Origin of the sequence: Streptomyces sp. NPDC046557, assembly GCF_040645975.1 — a bacterium.
Taxonomy (GTDB): Bacteria; Actinomycetota; Actinomycetes; order Streptomycetales; family Streptomycetaceae; genus Streptomyces.
The window spans coordinates 225414-243777 of the sequence record NZ_JBEYZH010000001.1; the positions used below are offsets into that span (position 1 = coordinate 225414).

Annotated in this window: 17 protein-coding genes; 7 read left to right on the plus strand and 10 right to left on the minus strand. The window is 74.4% G+C overall.

Annotated elements, in window-relative coordinates:
• Positions 1-7 precede the first annotated feature (7 nt).
• Both ABZ934_RS01130 and ABZ934_RS01135 read right to left on the minus strand, forming a co-directional pair.
• Positions 8-1390 carry a family 2 encapsulin nanocompartment cargo protein terpene cyclase gene (locus ABZ934_RS01130; RefSeq protein ID WP_361307191.1) on the minus strand — a complete coding sequence of 461 codons (1383 nt, stop codon included), beginning with the start codon at positions 1388-1390 and terminating at the stop codon, positions 8-10.
• 109 nt (positions 1391-1499) lie between these two features.
• Positions 1500-2912 (minus strand): family 2B encapsulin nanocompartment shell protein, encoded by a 1413-nt coding sequence (locus ABZ934_RS01135; protein WP_361307193.1) that lies wholly within the window; start codon positions 2910-2912, stop codon positions 1500-1502.
• Between the two features lie 354 nt (positions 2913-3266).
• On the opposite strand from ABZ934_RS01135, the gene ABZ934_RS01140 reads away from it, so the two are divergent.
• Complete coding sequence (locus ABZ934_RS01140; RefSeq protein ID WP_361307195.1) at positions 3267-3887, plus strand: gluconokinase; 621 nt, start codon at positions 3267-3269, stop codon at positions 3885-3887.
• Here ABZ934_RS01140 and ABZ934_RS01145 read toward each other — a convergent pair.
• The 4 genes from ABZ934_RS01145 to ABZ934_RS01160 all read right to left on the minus strand — a co-directional run bounded on the left by ABZ934_RS01145 (position 3884) and on the right by ABZ934_RS01160 (position 7311).
• On the minus strand, positions 3884-4177 hold the full coding sequence (locus tag ABZ934_RS01145; RefSeq protein WP_361307197.1) for a hypothetical protein: 294 nt from the start codon (positions 4175-4177) through the stop codon (positions 3884-3886). The two genes, ABZ934_RS01140 and ABZ934_RS01145, sit on opposite strands and share 4 nt — an antisense overlap.
• A gap of 53 nt (positions 4178-4230) precedes the next feature.
• Positions 4231-4956: a hypothetical protein gene (locus tag ABZ934_RS01150; protein ID WP_361307199.1), complete on the minus strand. Its 726-nt coding sequence runs from the start codon at positions 4954-4956 to the stop codon at positions 4231-4233.
• A 130-nt stretch (positions 4957-5086) separates the two neighbouring features.
• Entirely contained in the window at positions 5087-6397 is a 1311-nt protein-coding gene (locus ABZ934_RS01155; protein WP_361307201.1) for a cytochrome P450, read from the minus strand.
• Between the two features lie 128 nt (positions 6398-6525).
• On the minus strand, positions 6526-7311 hold the full coding sequence (locus ABZ934_RS01160; RefSeq protein WP_361307203.1) for a hypothetical protein: 786 nt from the start codon (positions 7309-7311) through the stop codon (positions 6526-6528).
• Between the two features lie 129 nt (positions 7312-7440).
• Here ABZ934_RS01160 and ABZ934_RS01165 point away from each other — a divergent pair, with 129 nt between their 5' ends.
• Genes ABZ934_RS01165 through ABZ934_RS01175 form a run of 3 tightly spaced genes read left to right on the plus strand, consistent with a single transcriptional unit; the run spans position 7441 to position 10411 of the window.
• Entirely contained in the window at positions 7441-8226 is a 786-nt protein-coding gene (locus ABZ934_RS01165; protein WP_361307205.1) for an ATP-grasp domain-containing protein, read from the plus strand.
• Between the two features lie 10 nt (positions 8227-8236).
• Positions 8237-9787 carry an MFS transporter gene (locus ABZ934_RS01170; protein WP_361307207.1) on the plus strand — a complete coding sequence of 517 codons (1551 nt, stop codon included), beginning with the start codon at positions 8237-8239 and terminating at the stop codon, positions 9785-9787.
• Between the two features lie 15 nt (positions 9788-9802).
• Entirely contained in the window at positions 9803-10411 is a 609-nt protein-coding gene (locus ABZ934_RS01175; RefSeq protein WP_361307209.1) for a DUF6629 family protein, read from the plus strand.
• A gap of 48 nt (positions 10412-10459) precedes the next feature.
• Here the strand turns inward: ABZ934_RS01175 and ABZ934_RS01180 are convergent, their stop codons facing one another.
• From ABZ934_RS01180 to ABZ934_RS01190, 3 genes are all read right to left on the minus strand, one after another.
• Positions 10460-10621: a DUF6126 family protein gene (locus ABZ934_RS01180; protein WP_361307211.1), complete on the minus strand. Its 162-nt coding sequence runs from the start codon at positions 10619-10621 to the stop codon at positions 10460-10462.
• A gap of 15 nt (positions 10622-10636) precedes the next feature.
• Entirely contained in the window at positions 10637-11269 is a 633-nt protein-coding gene (locus ABZ934_RS01185; RefSeq protein WP_361307213.1) for an XRE family transcriptional regulator, read from the minus strand.
• A gap of 62 nt (positions 11270-11331) precedes the next feature.
• Complete coding sequence (locus ABZ934_RS01190) at positions 11332-12870, minus strand: ATP-dependent DNA ligase (RefSeq protein WP_361307216.1); 1539 nt, start codon at positions 12868-12870, stop codon at positions 11332-11334.
• A gap of 232 nt (positions 12871-13102) precedes the next feature.
• Between ABZ934_RS01190 and ABZ934_RS01195 the strand changes: the two genes are divergently transcribed.
• Together ABZ934_RS01195 and ABZ934_RS01200 are read left to right on the plus strand one after the other, a co-directional pair.
• A complete protein-coding gene (locus tag ABZ934_RS01195) occupies positions 13103-15835 on the plus strand; it encodes an alpha/beta fold hydrolase (protein WP_361307218.1) in 2733 nt (910 codons plus the stop codon).
• Positions 15832-16698 carry an ABC transporter permease gene (locus ABZ934_RS01200; RefSeq protein WP_361307220.1) on the plus strand — a complete coding sequence of 289 codons (867 nt, stop codon included), beginning with the start codon at positions 15832-15834 and terminating at the stop codon, positions 16696-16698. The genes ABZ934_RS01195 and ABZ934_RS01200 overlap by 4 nt, the downstream gene beginning before the upstream one ends.
• A 76-nt stretch (positions 16699-16774) precedes the next feature.
• Here the strand turns inward: ABZ934_RS01200 and ABZ934_RS01205 are convergent, their stop codons facing one another.
• The gene (locus tag ABZ934_RS01205) at positions 16775-17710 is read right to left on the minus strand and encodes an aldo/keto reductase (protein ID WP_361307222.1); all 936 of its coding nucleotides are present in this window, start codon (positions 17708-17710) and stop codon (positions 16775-16777) included.
• A gap of 141 nt (positions 17711-17851) precedes the next feature.
• On the opposite strand from ABZ934_RS01205, the gene ABZ934_RS01210 reads away from it, so the two are divergent.
• A complete protein-coding gene (locus ABZ934_RS01210; RefSeq protein ID WP_361307224.1) occupies positions 17852-18352 on the plus strand; it encodes a hypothetical protein in 501 nt (166 codons plus the stop codon).
• The last annotated feature ends 12 nt before the right edge of the window (positions 18353-18364 follow it).

The following is an 18364-nucleotide window of genomic DNA, read 5'->3' on the forward strand; positions in this document are numbered from 1 at the left end:
CTATTCCTTACCAGAAGTCGGGCAGGCTGTAGCGGTAGGTGTTGCTCTGGTGCCAGTAGTGGTTGCCGTCGACCCACACGGCCACTCCCCGCAGGAAGCGCGGCACGCTCGGGACGGGGCAGGCGGCGGCCAGGGCGGCGGCTTCGGCTTCGAAGGCGCGCATCAGGTCGTTGTGGACCTCGACCGCCCTCAGGTAGCCCTCGCGGTCCGACACGCCCTCGCGCTCGGCGATCACCACGGGCAGGTTCAGGTGCTTGCCGGGGGCGGCGAGTTCCTTGGTGTACGAGTACAGGTCGTTGACGATGGTGGTGGCGTTCCCGGCGAGCGCGATGACCCGCTGCATGGCGGGCTGTGCGTGCAGGTCGGCCGGCAGCTCGTAGCCGCCGACGGTGTCCGTGATGGTGGGGCAGGGGCGGAAGTTGTTGAACTGCCGCATCGCCAGGTACTCCCACACCTCGGGGACGTGGTCGGTCTGGGTCCACGCGGCTTCGGCGAGGTAACCCAGGTGCAGCCGGGCCATGTCGTGCCGGAACCGGTCGGCCTGGGAGGGCGTGGACTGCCGGTCGAAGTACTCCATGGCGGACCGGTAGGCGCGTCGCGGTGCGTCGGAGTGGAGGGACCGCGCCCACTGCGGCTGGTAATCCTCCGTCGTGTGCAGGGGGTCCAGGGCGGTGTGCGCCAGCAGGAGGCGCCCGCCGAGCCCGATGGGTGAGCCGCCGTGGTCCTCGCAGTAGCAGTCGTCCACCGCGTTCTCCGCGACCATCAGCCGTGTGGCGATCATCAGGTGGTCGATGGTCGGGGCGTCCGGATGGCAGGCGACCATGTAGCGCCCGACGGAGAAGCCGTCGAACTGGTCCTCCCAGTCCTCGGGGTACAGCTCGACCTCGTCCAGGGCCCAGGCCTTGATCCTGCGGCTGACCTCCTCCACCCGCGCGGGATCGGGCTCCGCCACCGGGTGGTGATAGAGGCCGGGGATGGGGCGGCCCGACACCGGTGGCCCGGTGGTCGCGGCAGCGGCCGGCTCCGCACGCCGGGCGGGGTACAGGCTCGCCGTGCCCAGCCCGCTGGGCCCGCGCAGGAGCCGTTCCGCGGCCGGGGCTTGCGGCACGGGCACGTCCGCGGGCACGCCTACGGGCAGGTCCACGGCCACGGCCGCGCCTACGGGCGCGTCCACCGGTACGGTCCCCGGGTCGACCGTGGGAGCGGTGGTGGGGGCCGCGACGCGGGCAGCGGGCAGGAAGGACAGCGGCGGCCCTGACGGCAGCGCGGGTTTGACGGCCGCGGTGACCTCCGGGGCGTTGGCGACGGCGTTGGTGAGGAGATCGGCCCCGAAGCGGGCGGCAGCCGCGGGCAGGCTCGATTGCAGGGGGGAAGGCCCGGGATCGGGCATCCGTGACTCCTTGGTGACGGGGGCGGGCTGTCCCGGATCCCGGGCATGCTCGGTCGGCCCTGGAAGGTCCGGGCTGTCCTGACGGTCGGTGCCCATCGGGCGGGCTCCGCTACGCGGGCTTGCGCGCGATCTGTACGTTCTCCAGCACGCCGAGCGCGTCGGGCACCAGGATGGCCGCGGAGTAGTAGGTGGTGACCAGGTAGGAGATGATCGACCGCTCGTCGATGCCCATGAACCGCACCGACAGGCCGGGCTCGTACTCCTCCGCCAGACCGGTCTGACGCAGACCGATGACGCCCTGGTTGTCCTCGCCGGTACGCATGGCGAGGATGGAGCTGGTGTTCTCCTTGGTGATCGGGATCTTGTTGCAGGGCAGGATCGGGACCCCGCGCCAGGCCGGGACCTGCTGGCCGCCGACGTCGACGTGGTCCGGGTAGAGCCCGCGCGCGTTGAACTCGCGCCCGATCGCGGCGATGGTCCGTGGGTGGGCGAGGAAGAGCTTGGTGCCGCGGCGACGGCAGAGCAGCTCGTCGAGGTCGTCCGGGGTGGGCGGGCCGGAGTGCGTCTGGATGCGCTGTTTGAAGGAGGCGTTGTGGAGCAGTCCGAACTCCCGGTTGTTGACCAGTTCGTGCTCCTGGCGCTCGCGCAGCGCCTCGATGGTGAGCCTGAGTTGCTCCTCGGTCTGGTTCATGGGCTCGTTGTAGAGGTCGGCGACCCTCGTGTGGACGCGCAACACGGTCTGGGCGATGGAGAGTTCGTACTCACGCGGCTTGAGCTCGTAGTCGACGAAGGTGCCGGGCAGGTCCGCCTCACCGGTGTGTCCGGCCGACAGCGCGATCTCGGCCTCGCCGTGCTTGTTCTGCCGCTGGCGGGGCAGCGAGGTGAACTCCCGTACGTGGTCCTGAAGGTGCGGGGCCGTGGACATCACGGCGGTGAAGTCGAGGCGGGACAGGGTGAGCAGGGTGCCGCCGGTCTCGGCGGTGGCCGTGTAGTCCCACAGGGCGTCACCGTCCAGCAAGGCGTGTTCGCCGAACTGCTCCCCGTCGGCGAGCACGGCGACGGCGACCTCGTCACCGTATTTGCCGAGGGTGGTCTTCCTGATCCGGCCATGGGCGATCAGGTGGATCTGCTCGGCTCGGTTGCCCCGTTCGACCAGCACCTCACCGGCCCGGAAGTCGCGCTGGACGCAGCGACCGGCGAGCGTGGTGAGTACCTCCACGTCGTCGAAGCCGCGCAGCACCCCCAGTTCGCCGAGTTCCCGGGGGATCACCTGGACGCGGGCACCGTCCTGGAGGAATTCGACGCGTCCGTCGCCGACGGTGTAACTGAGCCTGCGGTTCACCCGGTAGGCGCCGCCCTTGGTCTCCACCCAGGGAAGCATCCGCAGCAGCCACCGGGAGGTGATCTCCTGCATCTGCGGGGCGGACTTGGTCGTGGTGGCAAGGTTACGGGCGGCCGCCGTGCCCAGGCTGGACCGCCGAGGCGGCTCCAGTCCGGCTTCCTGGCTGGTGTCAACGGTCATCGGTCGAGCTCTCCTTCGCAAGGGCGGTGATCGGCGGTCCCGCGCGTCACCGTTGAAAGAGGAAATAAGAGGGCGAACATTCTGGAATCCGTCCAGATCCTTGGGAACGGTAACGGCCGGTACGCCCGATCGGTCCTGAGGAGCCATGGGTTTACCCCGAAGCGGTGATCTTGCGGTGTGGGGTGTTTGCCCGGGACTTCGACGGTATTCGGCCGGCGGCCGGGCGTGCGCACGGCTGACGGACTCGCCTTGACGGCCTCGCCCCGCCGGGCCCGGGGCTCGGCTTGAATACGTGGTGTCCGACCGGCTTCGGCGGGAAGTGGCGGAGGCGACGAAGGCGGGGAGGTACGCGGCATGGCACAGGGGGACCGTGTCGGGCGGGTCATCGTGGTGATGGGCGTGTCGGGCACGGGAAAGACGTCGGTGGGCCGGTTGCTCGCGGACGCGCTCGGCGTTCCCTACGCGGAGGGCGACACGTTCCATTCGGCGGCCAACGTCGCCAAGATGCGCGGGGGCACTCCGCTGGACGACGTCGACCGCCGGCCGTGGCTGGACGCCGTCGGCGCGTGGATCGCCGCCCGGCCGGCGGGGCGCGGTGGCGGGGTGGTCTCGGCCTCCGCCCTCAAGCGTGCCTACCGCGACCGGTTGCGCGCGGCGGCGCCGGACGTGGTCTTCGTCCACCTCACCGGGGACCGCGCGCTGACCGAACAGCGGTTGGAGGTGCGCACGGGCCATTTCATGCCGGCCGCGTTGCTGGATTCCCAACTCGATGCGCTGGAGCCGCTGGAGGACGACGAGGTCGGTGTGGTCGTCGATGTCGCCGGGACGCCCGAGCAGACCGCGCGACGGGCCCTGACCGCGCTGAAGGGTCTGACCTCGCCGGGGGACGCGGGCGCTCTCGGCGATCCCGACGCGCCGGCGGCCCCGGAGACGCCTCGGAAGCCGGAGACGCCGGGGAAGCCGGACACCCCCTAGTAGGACTTCGCGCGGGGAAGGGCCGGTCCGGCGGTACGTCGCGGCCGCCGCCGGGCGGCGAGTTGGGCGGCGGCGAGGGTGAGGCCGCCGGCCGCGACGGCGCAGCGGTCCGCGAGTGCGGCGACCTCGACGCCGAGGGGGTCGGCGTGCGGGCCGCGGCCTCCGAGGTCCGCGGCGACCGAGCGCAGCCGTTCGGCGTGCGAGCGCAGGGCGGCGGAGTGGGCGCGAAGGGCTTCGACGGGACCGGGCGGGCGCGGGCGGACCCTCGGGGTGGCCGGCCGGTGGTTCACGGGGTCTCCAGCTGGGGTGGGGGTGCGCTCACAGGGTGGCGAGCCGGTGGTGGTCACTCGCGGTACGCGGGAGGGTCGGCCCCGCGAGCCGGACGGCGTATCGCCGGGGCGCTGTCGCCGGCGATACGCGGTCCGCGCCCGAGAAAGGCCCGGAAGGCCGCGCCGAGGGCGATCAGCGGTGGGGTGTGCCTGCCCCGGCCGGTGGCGATCCGCCAGCCGACGTGGTCGTTGAAGGGGTTGTCGTCGGTCAGCGCGTCCCAGGCCAGGATGTCGGCGAAGGACGGCGCGAGCAGGCCGAACGCGCGCTCGGCTCCCCGGTCGCGCAGGATCGCGCGGAACAACCGGACCGCCTCGCCCTGTCGGTTGTCCTCGGCCGCCCGGAACACGGCGGCGGAGTCCGGGTCCGCCATCAGCTCGGGGTGGGTCTCGCGCGCGGCCCGGATCCTGGTCTTGAGGCCGCAGACCGCGAGGCTGACGGCGAGGCTCTCCCGGCCGGTCAGGATCCCGGCGAGCCACCCGGCCCGGGCGGCGCCCCGGCCGCGCGCGCCCCAGCCGAGGCCCTGAGGGTCGGTGAGGGTGTGGAGCAGGGTGCGCCATGCCTGCCGGGGTCCGCCGGCGCGGCCGAGCGCGGTGACCGGCAGGCGAGCGCCGAGGGCGAGTGCGGAGGCGTACCGGGCGGCCTCGTCCACGGCGTCGGCGGCCTCGGCCAGCTCCCGGCACAGGGTGTACAGCAGTTCGGCGTCCTCGGTCGTGGACGCGTGGCTCGGGGCGTCGGACATGGGCACCTCGGTGGGGGTCGACGGCGGTCCCCGCCAGGCGTTCGAGAACGCGGGGGCGACGGCGGAGGCGGCAGGGTGGGGGGTGGGACGGTGGCGGGGCCGGGGGTGGCAGGGTCGGGTGGCGGCGGGCTCATCGGTGGGCGAGCCGCAGCCGGATCCCCCTCGGGTCGAGCGTCGTGGGCAGCGGTCCCATGGGGTCCAGCGCGGGCCGCCCGTCCCGTACCCGGTGCGTCCGCAGCAGCCGCGCGCAGAAGGCCGCCACGACGAGCAGGCCCAACTGGTCGCCGGGGCAGCGTCCGGCGCCGTGGCTGAACGGGGCCATCCGAACGTCCTGGTGGGCCCCGTGGGAGGACCACCGCCCGGGGACGAAGACGTGCGCGGCCGGCACGTGGTCGGGGTCGCGCTGGTGGAACAGGGCGGGCAGCAGTACGGCGGTACCGGCGGGGTGGCGCACGCCGCGCCACTCGGTCTCGGCGTGGGTGACCCGGATCAGGTCGGCCACTACCGGGTACAGCCGCAGGGATTCCCGTACGCAGGCGCGCAGCCGGGGCAGTTCGCCCGAGGCGGCGTCGGCCGCCCGGGCCTCGGCGGCGGCCAGGTCCTGCTCGGCGGGGTGGGCGGCGAGCAGCAGCAGCGTACGCAGCAAGGTCGCGGGGACGGTGTCCATGGCGTGGAGCCAGTGCCGCGCCTGGCCGGTGGGGTCTAGGGCACCGGTGGGGTCGGCGTGTCGGCGGGCCCGCCCGACGAGGGTGTACGGCTCGGCGTGGCGGGCGTACTCCCCGATGCGGGCGGCGACCTTGTCGGAGAGTTCCCGGGCGGCGCGGGTCCGGCCCGTGCGCAGGCCGGTCCAGGCGCCCGCGCTCCGCGACCGGCTGAGCCAGCCGGTCAGTTCCTCGTCGCCCGCGGCCGCCTCGCCGAGCACCATGCGGCGGCCGGCCCGGGCCGCGGCGTGCCGGGCGCCGGTGAGCCGGAGGGTGCCGGGGGCGGTGAGGCGCCGGGCCTCTTCGGCGATGACGGCGAGGAAGGGCCCGTAGGAGGGGTGGACGGCGCTGCCGGACGCGAGGACGGCGTCGTCGATCTCCCGCCGGTCCTCGCGGGTGCGGGGCGTTTTGGGGGCGGGGGCGGTGCCGGATCCGGCGTAGAACTGGTGCAGCTCCTGCGGGTCGAGGAGGACGAGCAGGGTTCCGGACAGGCCGCGTACGAGGACGGGCGCTCCGCCGTGTCGGGCGCGCATGGCCCGCAGGGTGGCGGCGGACCAGTGGGGCCGGGTGAGGGCCGCCCAGGGCGGTGTCGCGTGCGTGCGGCGGCTCGCGCATCCGCGCAGGAGCTCCGGCAGGGCGTGGGTGGCGGCGAAGCGGACCGTCTCGGCCCGCCCCGCTCTGGCGGGCTGCCCGGTTCCGGCCTCGGCCGGGCGGCCGGCCGTCGTGGTCGACTGGGTCATTGCCGGGACCACCTTGCCTGGTCGGGCGGGCTCCCGATGGGTCGTGGAGCGCCGCGGCCGTGGGTCAACGGTCGGTGACTTTCGGGATCACCGTACGTCGGAGGTGGTGGGTACGCGCTCCGGGTGCGCTACGGGAGTGGACCGGCCCCCGGGAGCCACGGGCCGGCGAAGGCCGTATCGCGGAAGGCGGTGGGCGGCGGCCCGCCCGGGGAGGCACGGAGGAGCACCGCCCAGCGGAGCCGGCGCGGGCAGACCCACACGGCCGGACCGTCACCGTGCGACCAGACGCCGGAGGGGGTGGGGCGCCAGAGGAGGCCGCGGGCCGGGGTGAGTTCGCCGGTGCGGATGCGCAGTGACTCGGCGGTCCAGGTGTGGGGAAAGGGGTGGTCGGCGGGGGATAGCAAGTGGCGCAGGAAGCGGGAGAGGTCGGTCGCGGTGGTGTGGAGGGCGGGGCCGGTGAGGCGGGTCCGGGTCATGCCGAGGGGGCGCCAGATCCGGGCGGGGGCGTGCTCGGCGAGCGGACCGCCGCAGAGGTGTTCCGCGAGCCGGGTCAGGACGGGGACGCCGCCGGGGCGGGTGAGGAGGTGGTGGGCGGTGCTGCCGTCGGCCGCCTCGGTCCCGCGGGGGTCGAGCGGCCCGTACGAGGTGAGAGGCCCGTAAGAGGTGAGGGGTGCGTGGAGCGCCAGCTCGCCCTGGGCCACCAGGCTGCCGATGACGGGCCAGAGCGCCAGTACGGCGGCGAGGCCGCCGGCGTCGAGGACGTCGTCCTGGTCACCCGCCGAGGCGTGGACGCCGTCGGCGCCACCGACGGCCCATACGGCGCCGGGCCCGGCGGCTCGGGTGAGGGCCCGCTCCCGGGCGCGCGGCTCCTCGTCCTGCCCGGCCGGGTCCGCCTGCTCGCTCCGCAGCGTCATGGTCCGCCACGCTAACGCCGCGCCCGCCCGCCGCACACCGCGCCGCCCGGGGTCCCCGCGCCACTCCACCCGTATGCCGGTAGGACAATCCGCGTGCGATCCGGTGCGGGGGTCTGGCAAGGTGCCCGGATGATCGTTCTTCCTCCCCGGCTCACGGTCTCGGCCGCCCGGCTCCGCGACGCGGCCCACGCGCGCGGGCTGCCGACCGTGCAGTTGGACTCCTTCCTGGTGCCCGCGGGTCTGCGCGCGGGACACGTGCACGCGGGTCCGGCGTTCGCGGATGCCGTGGCGCCCCGCCTGGGCATCGGGTTGTTGGAGGCGCCCGCGGATTGGGCGGCGCGGCTGCCGGACGGGTTCACGGGCCGGGAGGTCCGGCTGATGTCCTTGCGCGAGGCGTACCGGCTGCGTCGACCCGCCTTCGTGAAGTCGCCCAACGACAAGGTGATCCCGGCGCTGGTGTATACCGACGGCTCCCGGCTGCCCGGGCCGGACGCGGTCGATCCGGAGACGAGGGTGCTGGTCAGCGACGTGGTCCGGTTCACCGCCGAGTACCGGATGTACCTACTGGACGGCGCGGTCCACACGGCGAGCCGGTACGCGGAGGACGGCCGCCTGAGCCTCGGTCCCGCCCCGGCCGACGCCCTGGCCTTCGCCTCGGGGCTCCCCCGGGAGACGCTCCCGTCCGCGATCGTGGTCGATGTAGGCCTCGCCGACGGCCGCTGGTCGGTGATCGAGGCGAACGCCGCGTGGGCGAGCGGCATGTACGCCTGCGATCCGCAGCGCGCCTTGGACGTGGTCCTGCGGGCTGCCGCCCCGGTCGGCTCCGTGGCCGTCCGGGACCGGGAGTTCCTACGGTGCGGGCCGGCCGTCGGCGCGGTTGCCGGGCCGGGTGGCCTTTCCGGGGCGGGAGGGTGAGCCTGGGGGCATGAGCGCACCCGCCGAGCCGCCGCCCGAGTCGTCCGCCGACGCGTCGGGGGAACCGGGGCGGCCGGTTCCGGTGCCGGTCGGGGCCGGGGTTCCGGACGTGCCGCTCGCCTCCGCCCGGGGGCGGTGGATCCTGCTCACCACGGTCCTCGGGTCGAGTATGGCCCTGCTGGACTCGACAGTGGTCAATGTGGCGCTGCCCCGGATCGGCCGGGATCTGGGCGCCGACCTCGCGGTGCTCCAGTGGACGGTGAACGCGTACCTGCTGACGCTGGCCGCGCTGATCCTGGTCGGCGGGGCCCTCGGCGACCGCTTCGGGCGGCGGCGGATGTTCGTGCTCGGTGTGGTGTGGTTCGCCGTCGGTTCCCTGCTGTGCGGCATCGCCCCGAACGAAGGCGTGCTGATCGCCGCCCGGGCCCTCCAAGGCGTGGGCGGGGCGTTGCTGACGCCCGGATCGCTCGCGCTGATCCAGGGTTCGATCCGGGCCGATGACCGGGGCCGGGCGGTCGGTCTGTGGTCCGGGCTGGGCGGGGTGGGCGCGGCGGTGGGGCCGTTCCTCGGCGGGTGGCTGGTCGACGGACCCGGCTGGCGGTGGGTGTTCCTGCTGAACGTGCCGCTGGCCGCGCTGTGTGTGCCGGTGGCGCTGAGACACGTACCGGAGTCGCGTGATCCGCGGGCGCACGGGCGGTTCGACGTGGCGGGCGCCTTGATCGGGGCGGGCTCGCTGGGCCTGCTCACCTACGCCTTGATCGAGGCGCGGAACGGCACGGCGCCGGTCGTCGCCGCGGCGGTGGGCGGGCTGCTGCTGGGGGCCCTGTTCGTCTACGTCGAGCGGCACCGCCGGTATCCGATGGTGCCGCCGTCGATCTTCGCGTCCCGCCAGTTCACGGCCGTCAACCTGGTCACGCTGTGCGTGTACGCGGCGTTCGGCGGTTTCTTCTTCCTCGTGGTGCTCCAACTCCAGGTGGTCGTCGGGTACTCGGCGCTGGGCGCCGGGGCCGCGCTGCTGCCGACCACGTTGCTGATGCTGCTGCTGTCGGCGCGGGCGGGGGCGCTCGGGGAGCGGATCGGGCCGCGCGTCCCGCTGACGGTGGGCCCGTTGCTGTGCGCGGGCGGAATGCTGCTGATGTCGCGGGTCGGGCCGGGCGCCTCGTACCCGGCGGACGTGCTGCCGGGGCTGATCGTGATGGGGATGGGAATGGTCGCCCTGGTGGCCCCGCTGACGGCCACGGTGCTGGCTTCGGTGGACCCCGGCCGGGCGGGCCTGGCCAGCGGCGTCAACAACGCCGCCGCGCGGGCGGCGGGGCTGCTCGCGGTGGCCGCGCTGCCGCTGCTGGCGGGCATGGGCGCCGACTCGTACCTCTCCGCGCCGGCCTTCGACGCGGCCTTCGGGCGGGCCATGCTGTGGTGCGCGGGGATGCTCGTGGTGGGATCGGTCCTGGCGTGGGCGACCGTACGCAACCCGGCGCACGCGGCCTGCCACCCGTTGTGCCGTACGTGCTGCGGGGTGACCTCGCCGCCGCTGGAACCGCCGCGTGCGGCGCAGCGGTGAGGCCCCGGCCCCGCGATGTGCTGGAGCGCGACGGCCGACCTGACGGCGGGCACCGTCATCGCCGCCGTGGGAGCCGTGTGCCTGCTCCGTGTCCGGCGGGCCCGCGATCTGCCGGTGGCCGCGCTGCCGCTGCTGCTCGGGGCGCACCAGTTGGTGGAGGCCGCCGTCTGGGATGCCGGCGGGGGTTGTGGCCCGGCGGCCACCGCGTGGGCGGTGATCGCCTTGCCGGTGCTGCCGCTGTGGGTGTCGTCGGGCGTGCTGATGGCCGCCGGGCCGGGGGCTCCTCGGCGGCTGTGGGGGCCGGTGGCCGTCGCTCTCGCCACGGCCGGGGTCCTGGCGTACCGCCTCGCCGCCGGGCCGGTTTCGGCGCGGGTCCGGGGCCATACCGTCGGCTACGGCGTCGACGTGCCGTACCCGGTGCCGGTCATCGCCGGCTACCTGTTCGCCACGCTGGGGGCCCTGCTGCTCACCGGTGACCACCGGTTGCGGCTGCTGGGGGCGGTGTTGGCCGGCGGCGCGGTGGTGTGCGCGGGGCTGTGGCGGCTGGAGTTCGCCTCCACCTGGTGCGCGTTCGCGGCGGTGGCCGCCGTGTTGGTGCTGGGTTGGGTCCGCCGCGGGCCTTGATCCTCGGTGAGCCTTGATCCTCGGTGAGCCTTGACTCTTGGTGAGCCGTTACTGGTTTCGGGCGCCGAGGACGAAGAGCATGTAGACGAAGCCGGCGAAGAGGTGGCCCACGAAGAGGTAGGCCACCAGCCGGATGACCAGGCCGCGCGGGAACTTTGACTCGATCCGCTTGAGCACGCTGAGGGGCTGGTCGGGCGGGGTGTGGGACACGGTGCGGCTCCTCGGTCAGCGGCGGTCGGTGGGCGCCCCGCCGAGGCACAGCCCGGCGAGGCTGCTCTGCAGCAGGGTGTGGACGAACAGGAGGTCGGCCCCGGCGGCGGTGGCCGCGCCGATCCGGTGCGGGGTGAGCGAGTCGAAGTGCGCGCTGTCGCCGGACTCCAGCAGGTGTTCGGTCTCCCCGAGGTGGAGCCGGAGCGTGCCGGTGAGCACGTACAGCCATTCCTCGCCGGGGTGGACGCGGACCAGCTCGCCCTGGCCGCGGCCGGCGGGGACGTGGACGCGCAACGCCTGCATGCCGCGTCCGGAACCGCCGGCCCGCCAGTACGTCCAGCCGTCCGCCTCGCGGGCCCCCGGTCCGCCCGCCCGTACGATGGGATCGACCACGGCCGGGGTTTCGCCGAGCAGCTCGGAGACGGTGGTGCCGTAGGTGCGGGCGAGGCCGAGGAGCAGCGGGAGCGACGGCTGTCGCCGGCCGGTCTCCAGCCGGGACAGGTGCGCGGGTGAGAGCCGGGCCCGGGCGGCCGCGGCCTCCAGGGTGAGTCCGGCGCGACGGCGCAGCTCCCGCAGTCGCGGGGCCACGACGGGCAGCGTTTCGCCTTCGACCGGTTGGCCGGCGCCGGGGGCAGGACCGGTTGTCATGCCTTGATTGAGCCAGACCGTTGCCGCATTGGCAATTTTCTTTGCCTCTGAGGCAAAGCGCCTCAGTCCGGGTCCGTCCGGTCGCCGAGCACCGTCTCCACCGTGTCCGCCTCCTGCGCGTTCTTGTCCGGGCGGTGCCGGAGCACCCGGGCGAAGCGCAGCGCGACCCCGGCCGGGTAGCGCGGGGAACGCTGCAGGCCGTCGTAGGCGATCTCCACCACCAGCTCGGGCCGTACCCACACCGTGTAACCGTCCTCGCGTACCGCGAGTTCCCGCAGCCGCTCGGTCTGCCAGCGGAGCATCTCGTCGGTGAGGCCTTTGAAGGTCTTGCCGAGCATCGCGAAGCCGCCGTCGGCGGCCCGCGCGCCGAGGTGCAGGTTGGACAGCAGGCCGGTGCGCCGTCCGTGGCCCCATTCGGCGGCGAGCACCACGAGGTCGAGGGTGTGCACCGGTTTGACCTTGAGCCACTGTTTGCCGCGCCGACCCGCCGCGTAGGGCGAACCGAGGGCCTTGACCATCACGCCCTCGTGCCCCCGGCGCAGTGCCTCGGCGGCGAACGCCTCGGCGGCGGCCGACTGGGTTGCCGGGTCGTCGACGACCAGTCGACGGACTCGGGAGGTCTCGGGCACCAGCTCGGCGAGCACCGCGTACCGCTCGCGGACCGGCAGGTCGAGCAGGACGTCGTCCCCGGCCGCCAGGACGTCGAAGAAGTAGGCGCTGACAGGGAGGGTCTGGCGCGCGGTGGCCACGTCCAGCCGGGAGCCGACCCGGCTCGCGATCTCCTGGAAGGGGACCGGGCGGCCGTCGGCGCCCTCCCCGATGACCTCGCCGTCGAGGATGAACCGGTCGCCGGGCAGGTCCCGGGCCAGGGCCGCCACCTCGGGGAGCCGGTCGGTGATCTCGTCGAGGGAGCGGGTGTAGATGCGTACGTCGTCCCCCGTGCGGTGGACTTGGACGCGGATCCCGTCCAGCTTCTCCTCGACTGCGCAGGGCCCGAGCGCCGCCACCGCTTCGGCCACGGAGGGGCCGGTGCCCGCCAACATCGGCTGGACCGGCTGCCCGACGCGCAGGGTGACCGCGCGCAGGGCCTCGGCGCCCTCGGTCAGGACCGCGGCCCCCACCCGGGGCAGCGAGCCGTCCAGCATCACGGCCCGGCGCAGCGCGGCGGCGGGCACCCCGGCGGCGGCGGCCACCCCTTCCAGCGCGACGGCGTCCAAGGCGCCCTGGCGGACCTCACCGGACAGCAGGCTGCGCAGGAACCGCTGTTCGGGCTCGGTGGCGGCGCCGAGCAGGGCGTCCAGGAGGCGGCGCCGCTCGGCTTGCGAGCCCGTGCCGGAGACGGCGGCGAGGCGGGTCACGGCCTCGTCGACGGCGCCTACGGTGAGGGTGGGCCGGTCGGCGGGTGGGATCTCGCGGCCGAGGGTGCTCCAGCCGATGCCGGGGCGGCCCCGGGGGAGCCGTCCGGCGAGGTACGCGATGACCAGCGCGGCCTCCTCGGGCGGGGCGGCGGCGAACAACTCCGCGAGCAGGGCGGTCTTGCGGGAGCGGGCGGAGGTCTCGGCGACCTCCCGGGACACGCGAGCGACCTCGACCAGCAGCATGCGGACCATAGTGCCGCCGCCCGGCGTCCCGCGCAGGTCGAGGGCGCGGGGCCGAGAAGAGCGGGGGCGGTTCGGGAGGCGGGCCACGCGGAAGGGGCGGCGCGGGGAGCGGCGAGGGGCGGCCGTGTACCGCGAGTGCGGTATCCAGGGCCGCCGGTGTACGCCTTGAGGACGTCCCGGGCTCAGCCTGAGGGCGCTCCGGCGCGCGGCAGAGGACCCGTAGGGTTCCCGTATGAAGCTCCGACTCCCCCGGCGCCGCCGGGACCGCCTCCTCGCCGGCGCCGCCGCGGTCGCCGTCCTGGCGGGGACCGGCACGGTGACGGCCGTGGCCTCCGCCGACGGGCCTGCGGTGCACCGCTCGGACCAAGTGGTGCGGATGCCCGATGCCGGGATCGACATCTCGTACTTCACCGCCGGCGGGGGAGAGCCGGGCACGGGCAGGCGTCCGGCCGTCCTGCTCGGTCACGGCTTCGGCGGCAGCAAGGACGACGTCCGCGCGCAGGCGGAGCGGCTGGCCCGCGACGGGTACGCCGTGCTGACCTGGTCGGCGCGCGGGTTCGGCCGCTCGGGCGGGCGGATCGGCCTGAACGACCCCGACTACGAGGTCAAGGACGTCTCCCGGCTCATCGACTGGCTCGCCCTGCGCCCGGAGGTGCGACTCGACGCGCCCGGCGACCCGCGCGTGGGGGTGGCCGGGGCCTCCTACGGCGGGGCGGCGGCTCTCCTAGCCGCCGGGTACGACCACCGCGTGGACGCCATCGCCCCGCAGATCACCTACTGGAACCTCGCCGACTCCCTTTTCCCGAACGGCGTGTTCAAGAAGTTGTGGGCCGGTGTCTTCTTCACCACCGGCTCGGCGTCGGGCCTGACGCCGAACCAGCCGCCCGCCGGCCCGGCGGGCGCCGCCACCGGCACCGGCACCGGCTGCGGGCGGTTCCAGCCGGAGCTGTGCGCCATGTACGAGCGGGTCGCGGTGTCCGGGAAGCCCGACGCCGAGGCCCGTGCGCTGCTGGAGCGGCGCAGCCCGTCCGCCGTGGGCGACCGGATCAAGGTGCCGGCCCTGATCGTGCAGGGGCAGGACGACTCCCTCTTCCCACTGGACCAGGCCGACGCCATGGCCAGGGCCATCGCCGCCAACGGGGCGCCGGTGGCGGTGGACTGGGCCGCCGGCGGCCACGACGGCGGCATGCGCGAGGCGGGCCGGATCGAGAGCCGGGTGACCGCCTGGTTCGACCGGTACCTCAAGGGCGACGAGGGCGCGGCCACCGGTCCCGCGTTCCGGGTCTCGCGTTCGGGCGGCCTGGACTCCACCGACGGGGCCGTGCGGCTGCGGGGTGCGAGCGGCGACCGCTACCCCGGCCTGACCTCCGACCCCCGCGGGTTCGCCCTCACCGGCCGGGAGCAGAGCTTCGCCAACCCGGCCGGCGGGAGCCCGCCGGCGCTGTCCTCGATGCCCGGGATCGGCGGACAGCTCGCCGCCTTGGGAGCCGGGTTGGGAGCCGGCCTGGCGCTGGACCTCCCCGGACAGAACGCCCGGTTCGAGTCGGAGCCGCTCGGTGCGGGGACACGGATCACCGGAACCCCGACCGTCCGCCTGAGGGTGGAGTCGACGGCGGCGGACGGTTCGGCGGTGCTGTTCGGCAAGGTCTACGACGTCGGGCCCGACGGACGGCAGGCGGTGCTGCCGAGTCAGCTGGTGGCGCCGGTACGGGTGACGGACGCGGGGCAGGGGCGCAGCGTGGAGCTGCGGCTCCCGGCCGTCGACCACGCCGTCGAGGCCGGACACCGGCTGCGCCTGGTGGTGGCGGCCACGGACCTGGGCTACGCGTCGCCCGTCGAGCCCGCCACGTACACCGTGGCGGTGGAGGGGCCGCTGGCGGTACCCGTCGCCGCCGGGGTCCGGACCGCCTCGGGCGGGCTGCCCGCCTGGACCTGGGGGCTGCCGCTCGCGGCGGTGGCGTTGGCCGCGGGGCTCTCGGTGGTCCGGCGGACCGGCGGGGGTAGCGGCGGGACCCGGCCGGGCGCACCGCAGCCCGACCCGGCACTGGCCGACGTACCACTGGAGATCACCGGGCTGACGAAGCGCTACGCGAAGGCGCGTGACCGCTACGCGGTGCGGGACCTGTCGTTCCGGGTGGAGAGGGGGCAGGTGCTCGGTCTGCTCGGGCCCAACGGCGCCGGGAAGACGACTACCTTGCGGATGCTGATGGGACTGATCGGCCCGGACGCCGGGGAGATCCGGGTGTTCGGGCACCCGGTGCGGGCCGGTTCCCCGGTGTTGTCGCGGGTCGGGGCCTTCGTGGAGGGCGCGGGTTTCCTGCCGCATCTGACGGGCCGCGCCAACCTGGAGCTGTACTGGCGGGCCACTGGCCGCCCGGCCGAGGACGCCCAGCTGGCGGAGGCCCTGGAGATCGCCGGACTCGGCGACGCCCTGGAACGCGCGGTGCGCACGTACTCCCAGGGCATGCGGCAGCGGCTCGCGATCGCCCAGGCCATGTTGGGGATGCCGGACCTGCTGATCCTGGACGAGCCGACGAACGGTCTGGACCCGCCGCAGATCCGGGAGATGCGCGACGTGCTGATCCGGTACGCGGCCGGTGGGCGGACGGTCATCGTCTCCAGCCACCTGCTGTCGGAGGTCGAGCAGTCGTGCACGCACCTGGTGGTCATGGACCGTGGCCGGCTCGTGCGGGCGGGCGAGGTCGCCGAGATCACGGGCGGCGGGGACACGCTGCTGGTGACCCTGGCCGGGCCGGTGGACGAGGCCGCGGTGGAGAAGGTGGCGGCGCTGGAGGGAGTGGGTTCCGTGGTGGCCGCCGAGGCGGGGCTGCTCGTACGGCTCGACGGTGCGAGCGCCGCCGGGCTGATCGCCGAACTGGTCCGGCTGGAGGTGCCGGTGTCGGGAGTGGGGCCGCACCGGCGGCTGGAGGACGCGTTCTTGACCCTGATCGGAGGTGCGGCGTGACGGCTGCCGCAGACACGGCCCCGGGCTACCGACCCGGGCGGACGCTCCCGCTGCGCGTGGAGGCGCTGCGGCAGTGGCGCAGGCGCCGGACGCTGGTGATGGGCGGGGTGCTGGCCGCGCTGCCCTTCGTCATGATCATCGCGTTCGCGGTGGGAGGGGGCCAAGACGGCGGCCGGGGCGGCGGCGACGGGCGGGTCACGTTCATCGACACCGCCACCGCCTCCGGCGCGAACTTCGCCGCGACCTGCCTGTTCGTGTCGGCGGGGTTCCTGCTGGTGGTGCCGGTGGCCCTGTTCTGCGGGGACACGGTGGCATCGGAGGCGAGCTGGTCCTCGCTGCGCTACCTGCTGGCCTCTCCCGTACCGAGGGCGCGACTGCTGTGGAGCAAGCTCGTGGTCGCGCTGGGGTTCAGCCTCGCGGCGATGGTGCTGCTGCCGGTGGTGGCGTTGGCGGCGGGTACGGCCGCTTACGGGTGGGGGCCGTTGAAACTCCCGACGGGCGGGGCGCTGGCCGCCGGGGACGCGGTGCCGCGGCTGGCGCTGGTGGTCGCCTTCGTCTTCGTGTCGCAGTTGGTGACGGCCGGCCTGGCGTTCTGGCTGTCGACGCGGACGGACGCGCCGCTGGGCGCGGTCGGAGGGGCGGTCGGATTGACGATCGTCGGGAACGTGCTGGACGCGGTGACGGCGCTCGGCTCCTGGCGGGATTTCCTGCCCGCGCACTGGCAGTTCGCGTGGGCGGACGCCCTCCAACCGCAGTTGGAGTGGGGCGGAATGATCAAGGGTGCGGCGGTGTCGGTGTCGTACGCGGTGGTGCTGTTCGCCCTCGCGTTCCGGGGCTTCGCCCGCAAGGACGTCGTGTCCTGAGCTCCCGCCACAGCCGTGTGTACGGGGAGCCGTCGAGGACCGGGGTCTTCGGCGGCTCCCCCCGTACGCGGCGGGCTCAGGCGACGGCGTCGATCTCCGCGAGCAGCTCCGCTTCCAGCGGGCGGTCGGCCACGGCCGCGTTGGCGCGGACCTGCTCGGGCGACGTGGCGCCGGCGATGACGGAGGCGCAGCCGGGCTGGGCGGACAACCAACCGATGGCGAGTTCCAGGACCGTGCGGTCGTACTTCTCGGCGATCGCGACGAGGGCCTCGACGGTGTCGAGCCGCTCCTCGGTGAGGTAGGCGTCCCGGCCTTCGAGGCGGGAGCCGGGCGGGACGGGCGTGCCCCGGCGGATCTTGCCGGTGAGCAGGCCGTTGGCGAGGGGGAAGTAGGGCAGGACGCCGACCCCGTAGTGGAGGGCGGCCGGGACGAGTTCCCCTTCGGCCGAGCGCTGGAGCAGCGACCACTCGTTCTGCGCGGATACGAAGGGGGTGGCGCCGACCTCGCGGGCGACGTGGGCGGCTTCGGCGAGTTGCCAGCCGCTGAAGTTGGAGTGGCCGATGTAGCGGACCTTGCCCTCGGTGACGAGTTCGCCGAGGGCGGCGAGCGTCTCGGCGACGGGGACGGTCGGGTCGGGGCTGTGCAGTTGATAGAGGTCGATGTGGTCGGTCTCCAGGCGGCGCAGGGACTCCTCGACGGCGCGCCGGATGTAGGCGCGGCCGCCCCGGGACCCGGCGGCGGACCCGTAGCCCATGTCGACGCCGCGGAAACCGAATTTGGTGGCCAGTACGACCTGGTCGCGGCGGCCCTTGAGGGCCTGCCCGAGGTGGCGTTCGGAGCCGCCGACCCCGCCGTAGATGTCGGCGGTGTCGAGCAGCGTGACGCCCGCGTCGAGCGCGGCGTCCACGACGGCGCGGGTGGCCCGCGCGTCGAGGCGACCGCCGAAGTTGTTGCAGCCGAGGCCCACGGCGGAGACCAGGAGCCCTGAATTGCCCAGGGGGAGATAGCGCATACGGGTTCTTCCTCCACACTCGTCCGGCAGGTGAGGGACCGAGCAGGCAGTCTACGCAACGATCTTTGGGGGTCGGCGGCTCCGGAGGCCGAGGGAGGTGCGCCGTGGGGCGCGGTGACGACGGTGCGGCAACCTGGTGACGTGTCGAACTTCTTCCGCGGGGGCGCCGGCCGCGTCCTGAACCTGAGCAACAGCGCGACGGCCGTCCTCGTCGACGTACTGGTCCTGGCCGTCTCCACCCTCGCCCGGGCGCCCTGGCACTTCCGCTTCGCCGCCCTGCTGACGCTCCAGGACCAGGGCGTGATGGGCCGGGGCGCGGTCGGCTTCGACCTCGCTGACCTGGACTGGGGTGCCACGGCCGAGGAGCGGGCCGCCGCGAAGGGGTTCGTGCTCGATGTCGTCGATCTCGCGCTCGGCCGCCACCGGTGGGAGGAGCTGTCCTACGAGCCCGCGCGGGCGGAGGGGTACCTGCGGGAGTTCCGTTCCCTGGTCGAGGGGTTCGCCCCCGACGCCGCGCGGTCCCCGGAGTGGAAGGTGATGCCCGACGCGCACGAGGCGGCGTGTGCCTCGTGCGCGCGCCACCGGGTGCTGGACGCACTGCCCTGGTGGGAGGGGTGCGTCTTCTGTACGGCGGGGTGTTGAGCGATGGCCCTG

Excerpts from the sequence above, each read along its gene's own strand:
- ABZ934_RS01155 (WP_361307201.1), bottom strand. The coding sequence starts at position 6,397 with ATGACCCAGTCGACCACGACGGCCGGCCGCCCGGCCGAGGCCGGAACC.
- ABZ934_RS01150 (WP_361307199.1), bottom strand. The coding sequence starts at position 4,956 with ATGTCCGACGCCCCGAGCCACGCGTCCACGACCGAGGACGCCGAACTG.
- ABZ934_RS01165 (WP_361307205.1), top strand. The coding sequence starts at position 7,441 with ATGATCGTTCTTCCTCCCCGGCTCACGGTCTCGGCCGCCCGGCTCCGC.
- ABZ934_RS01185 (WP_361307213.1), bottom strand. The coding sequence starts at position 11,269 with ATGACAACCGGTCCTGCCCCCGGCGCCGGCCAACCGGTCGAAGGCGAA.
- ABZ934_RS01190 (WP_361307216.1), bottom strand. The coding sequence starts at position 12,870 with ATGCTGCTGGTCGAGGTCGCTCGCGTGTCCCGGGAGGTCGCCGAGACC.
- ABZ934_RS01205 (WP_361307222.1), bottom strand. The coding sequence starts at position 17,710 with ATGCGCTATCTCCCCCTGGGCAATTCAGGGCTCCTGGTCTCCGCCGTG.
- ABZ934_RS01130 (WP_361307191.1), bottom strand. The coding sequence starts at position 1,390 with ATGCCCGATCCCGGGCCTTCCCCCCTGCAATCGAGCCTGCCCGCGGCT.
- ABZ934_RS01160 (WP_361307203.1), bottom strand. The coding sequence starts at position 7,311 with ATGACGCTGCGGAGCGAGCAGGCGGACCCGGCCGGGCAGGACGAGGAG.
- ABZ934_RS01140 (WP_361307195.1), top strand. The coding sequence starts at position 3,267 with ATGGCACAGGGGGACCGTGTCGGGCGGGTCATCGTGGTGATGGGCGTG.
- ABZ934_RS01135 (WP_361307193.1), bottom strand. The coding sequence starts at position 2,912 with ATGACCGTTGACACCAGCCAGGAAGCCGGACTGGAGCCGCCTCGGCGG.
- ABZ934_RS01170 (WP_361307207.1), top strand. The coding sequence starts at position 8,237 with ATGAGCGCACCCGCCGAGCCGCCGCCCGAGTCGTCCGCCGACGCGTCG.
- ABZ934_RS01175 (WP_361307209.1), top strand. The coding sequence starts at position 9,803 with ATGTGCTGGAGCGCGACGGCCGACCTGACGGCGGGCACCGTCATCGCC.
- ABZ934_RS01195 (WP_361307218.1), top strand. The coding sequence starts at position 13,103 with ATGAAGCTCCGACTCCCCCGGCGCCGCCGGGACCGCCTCCTCGCCGGC.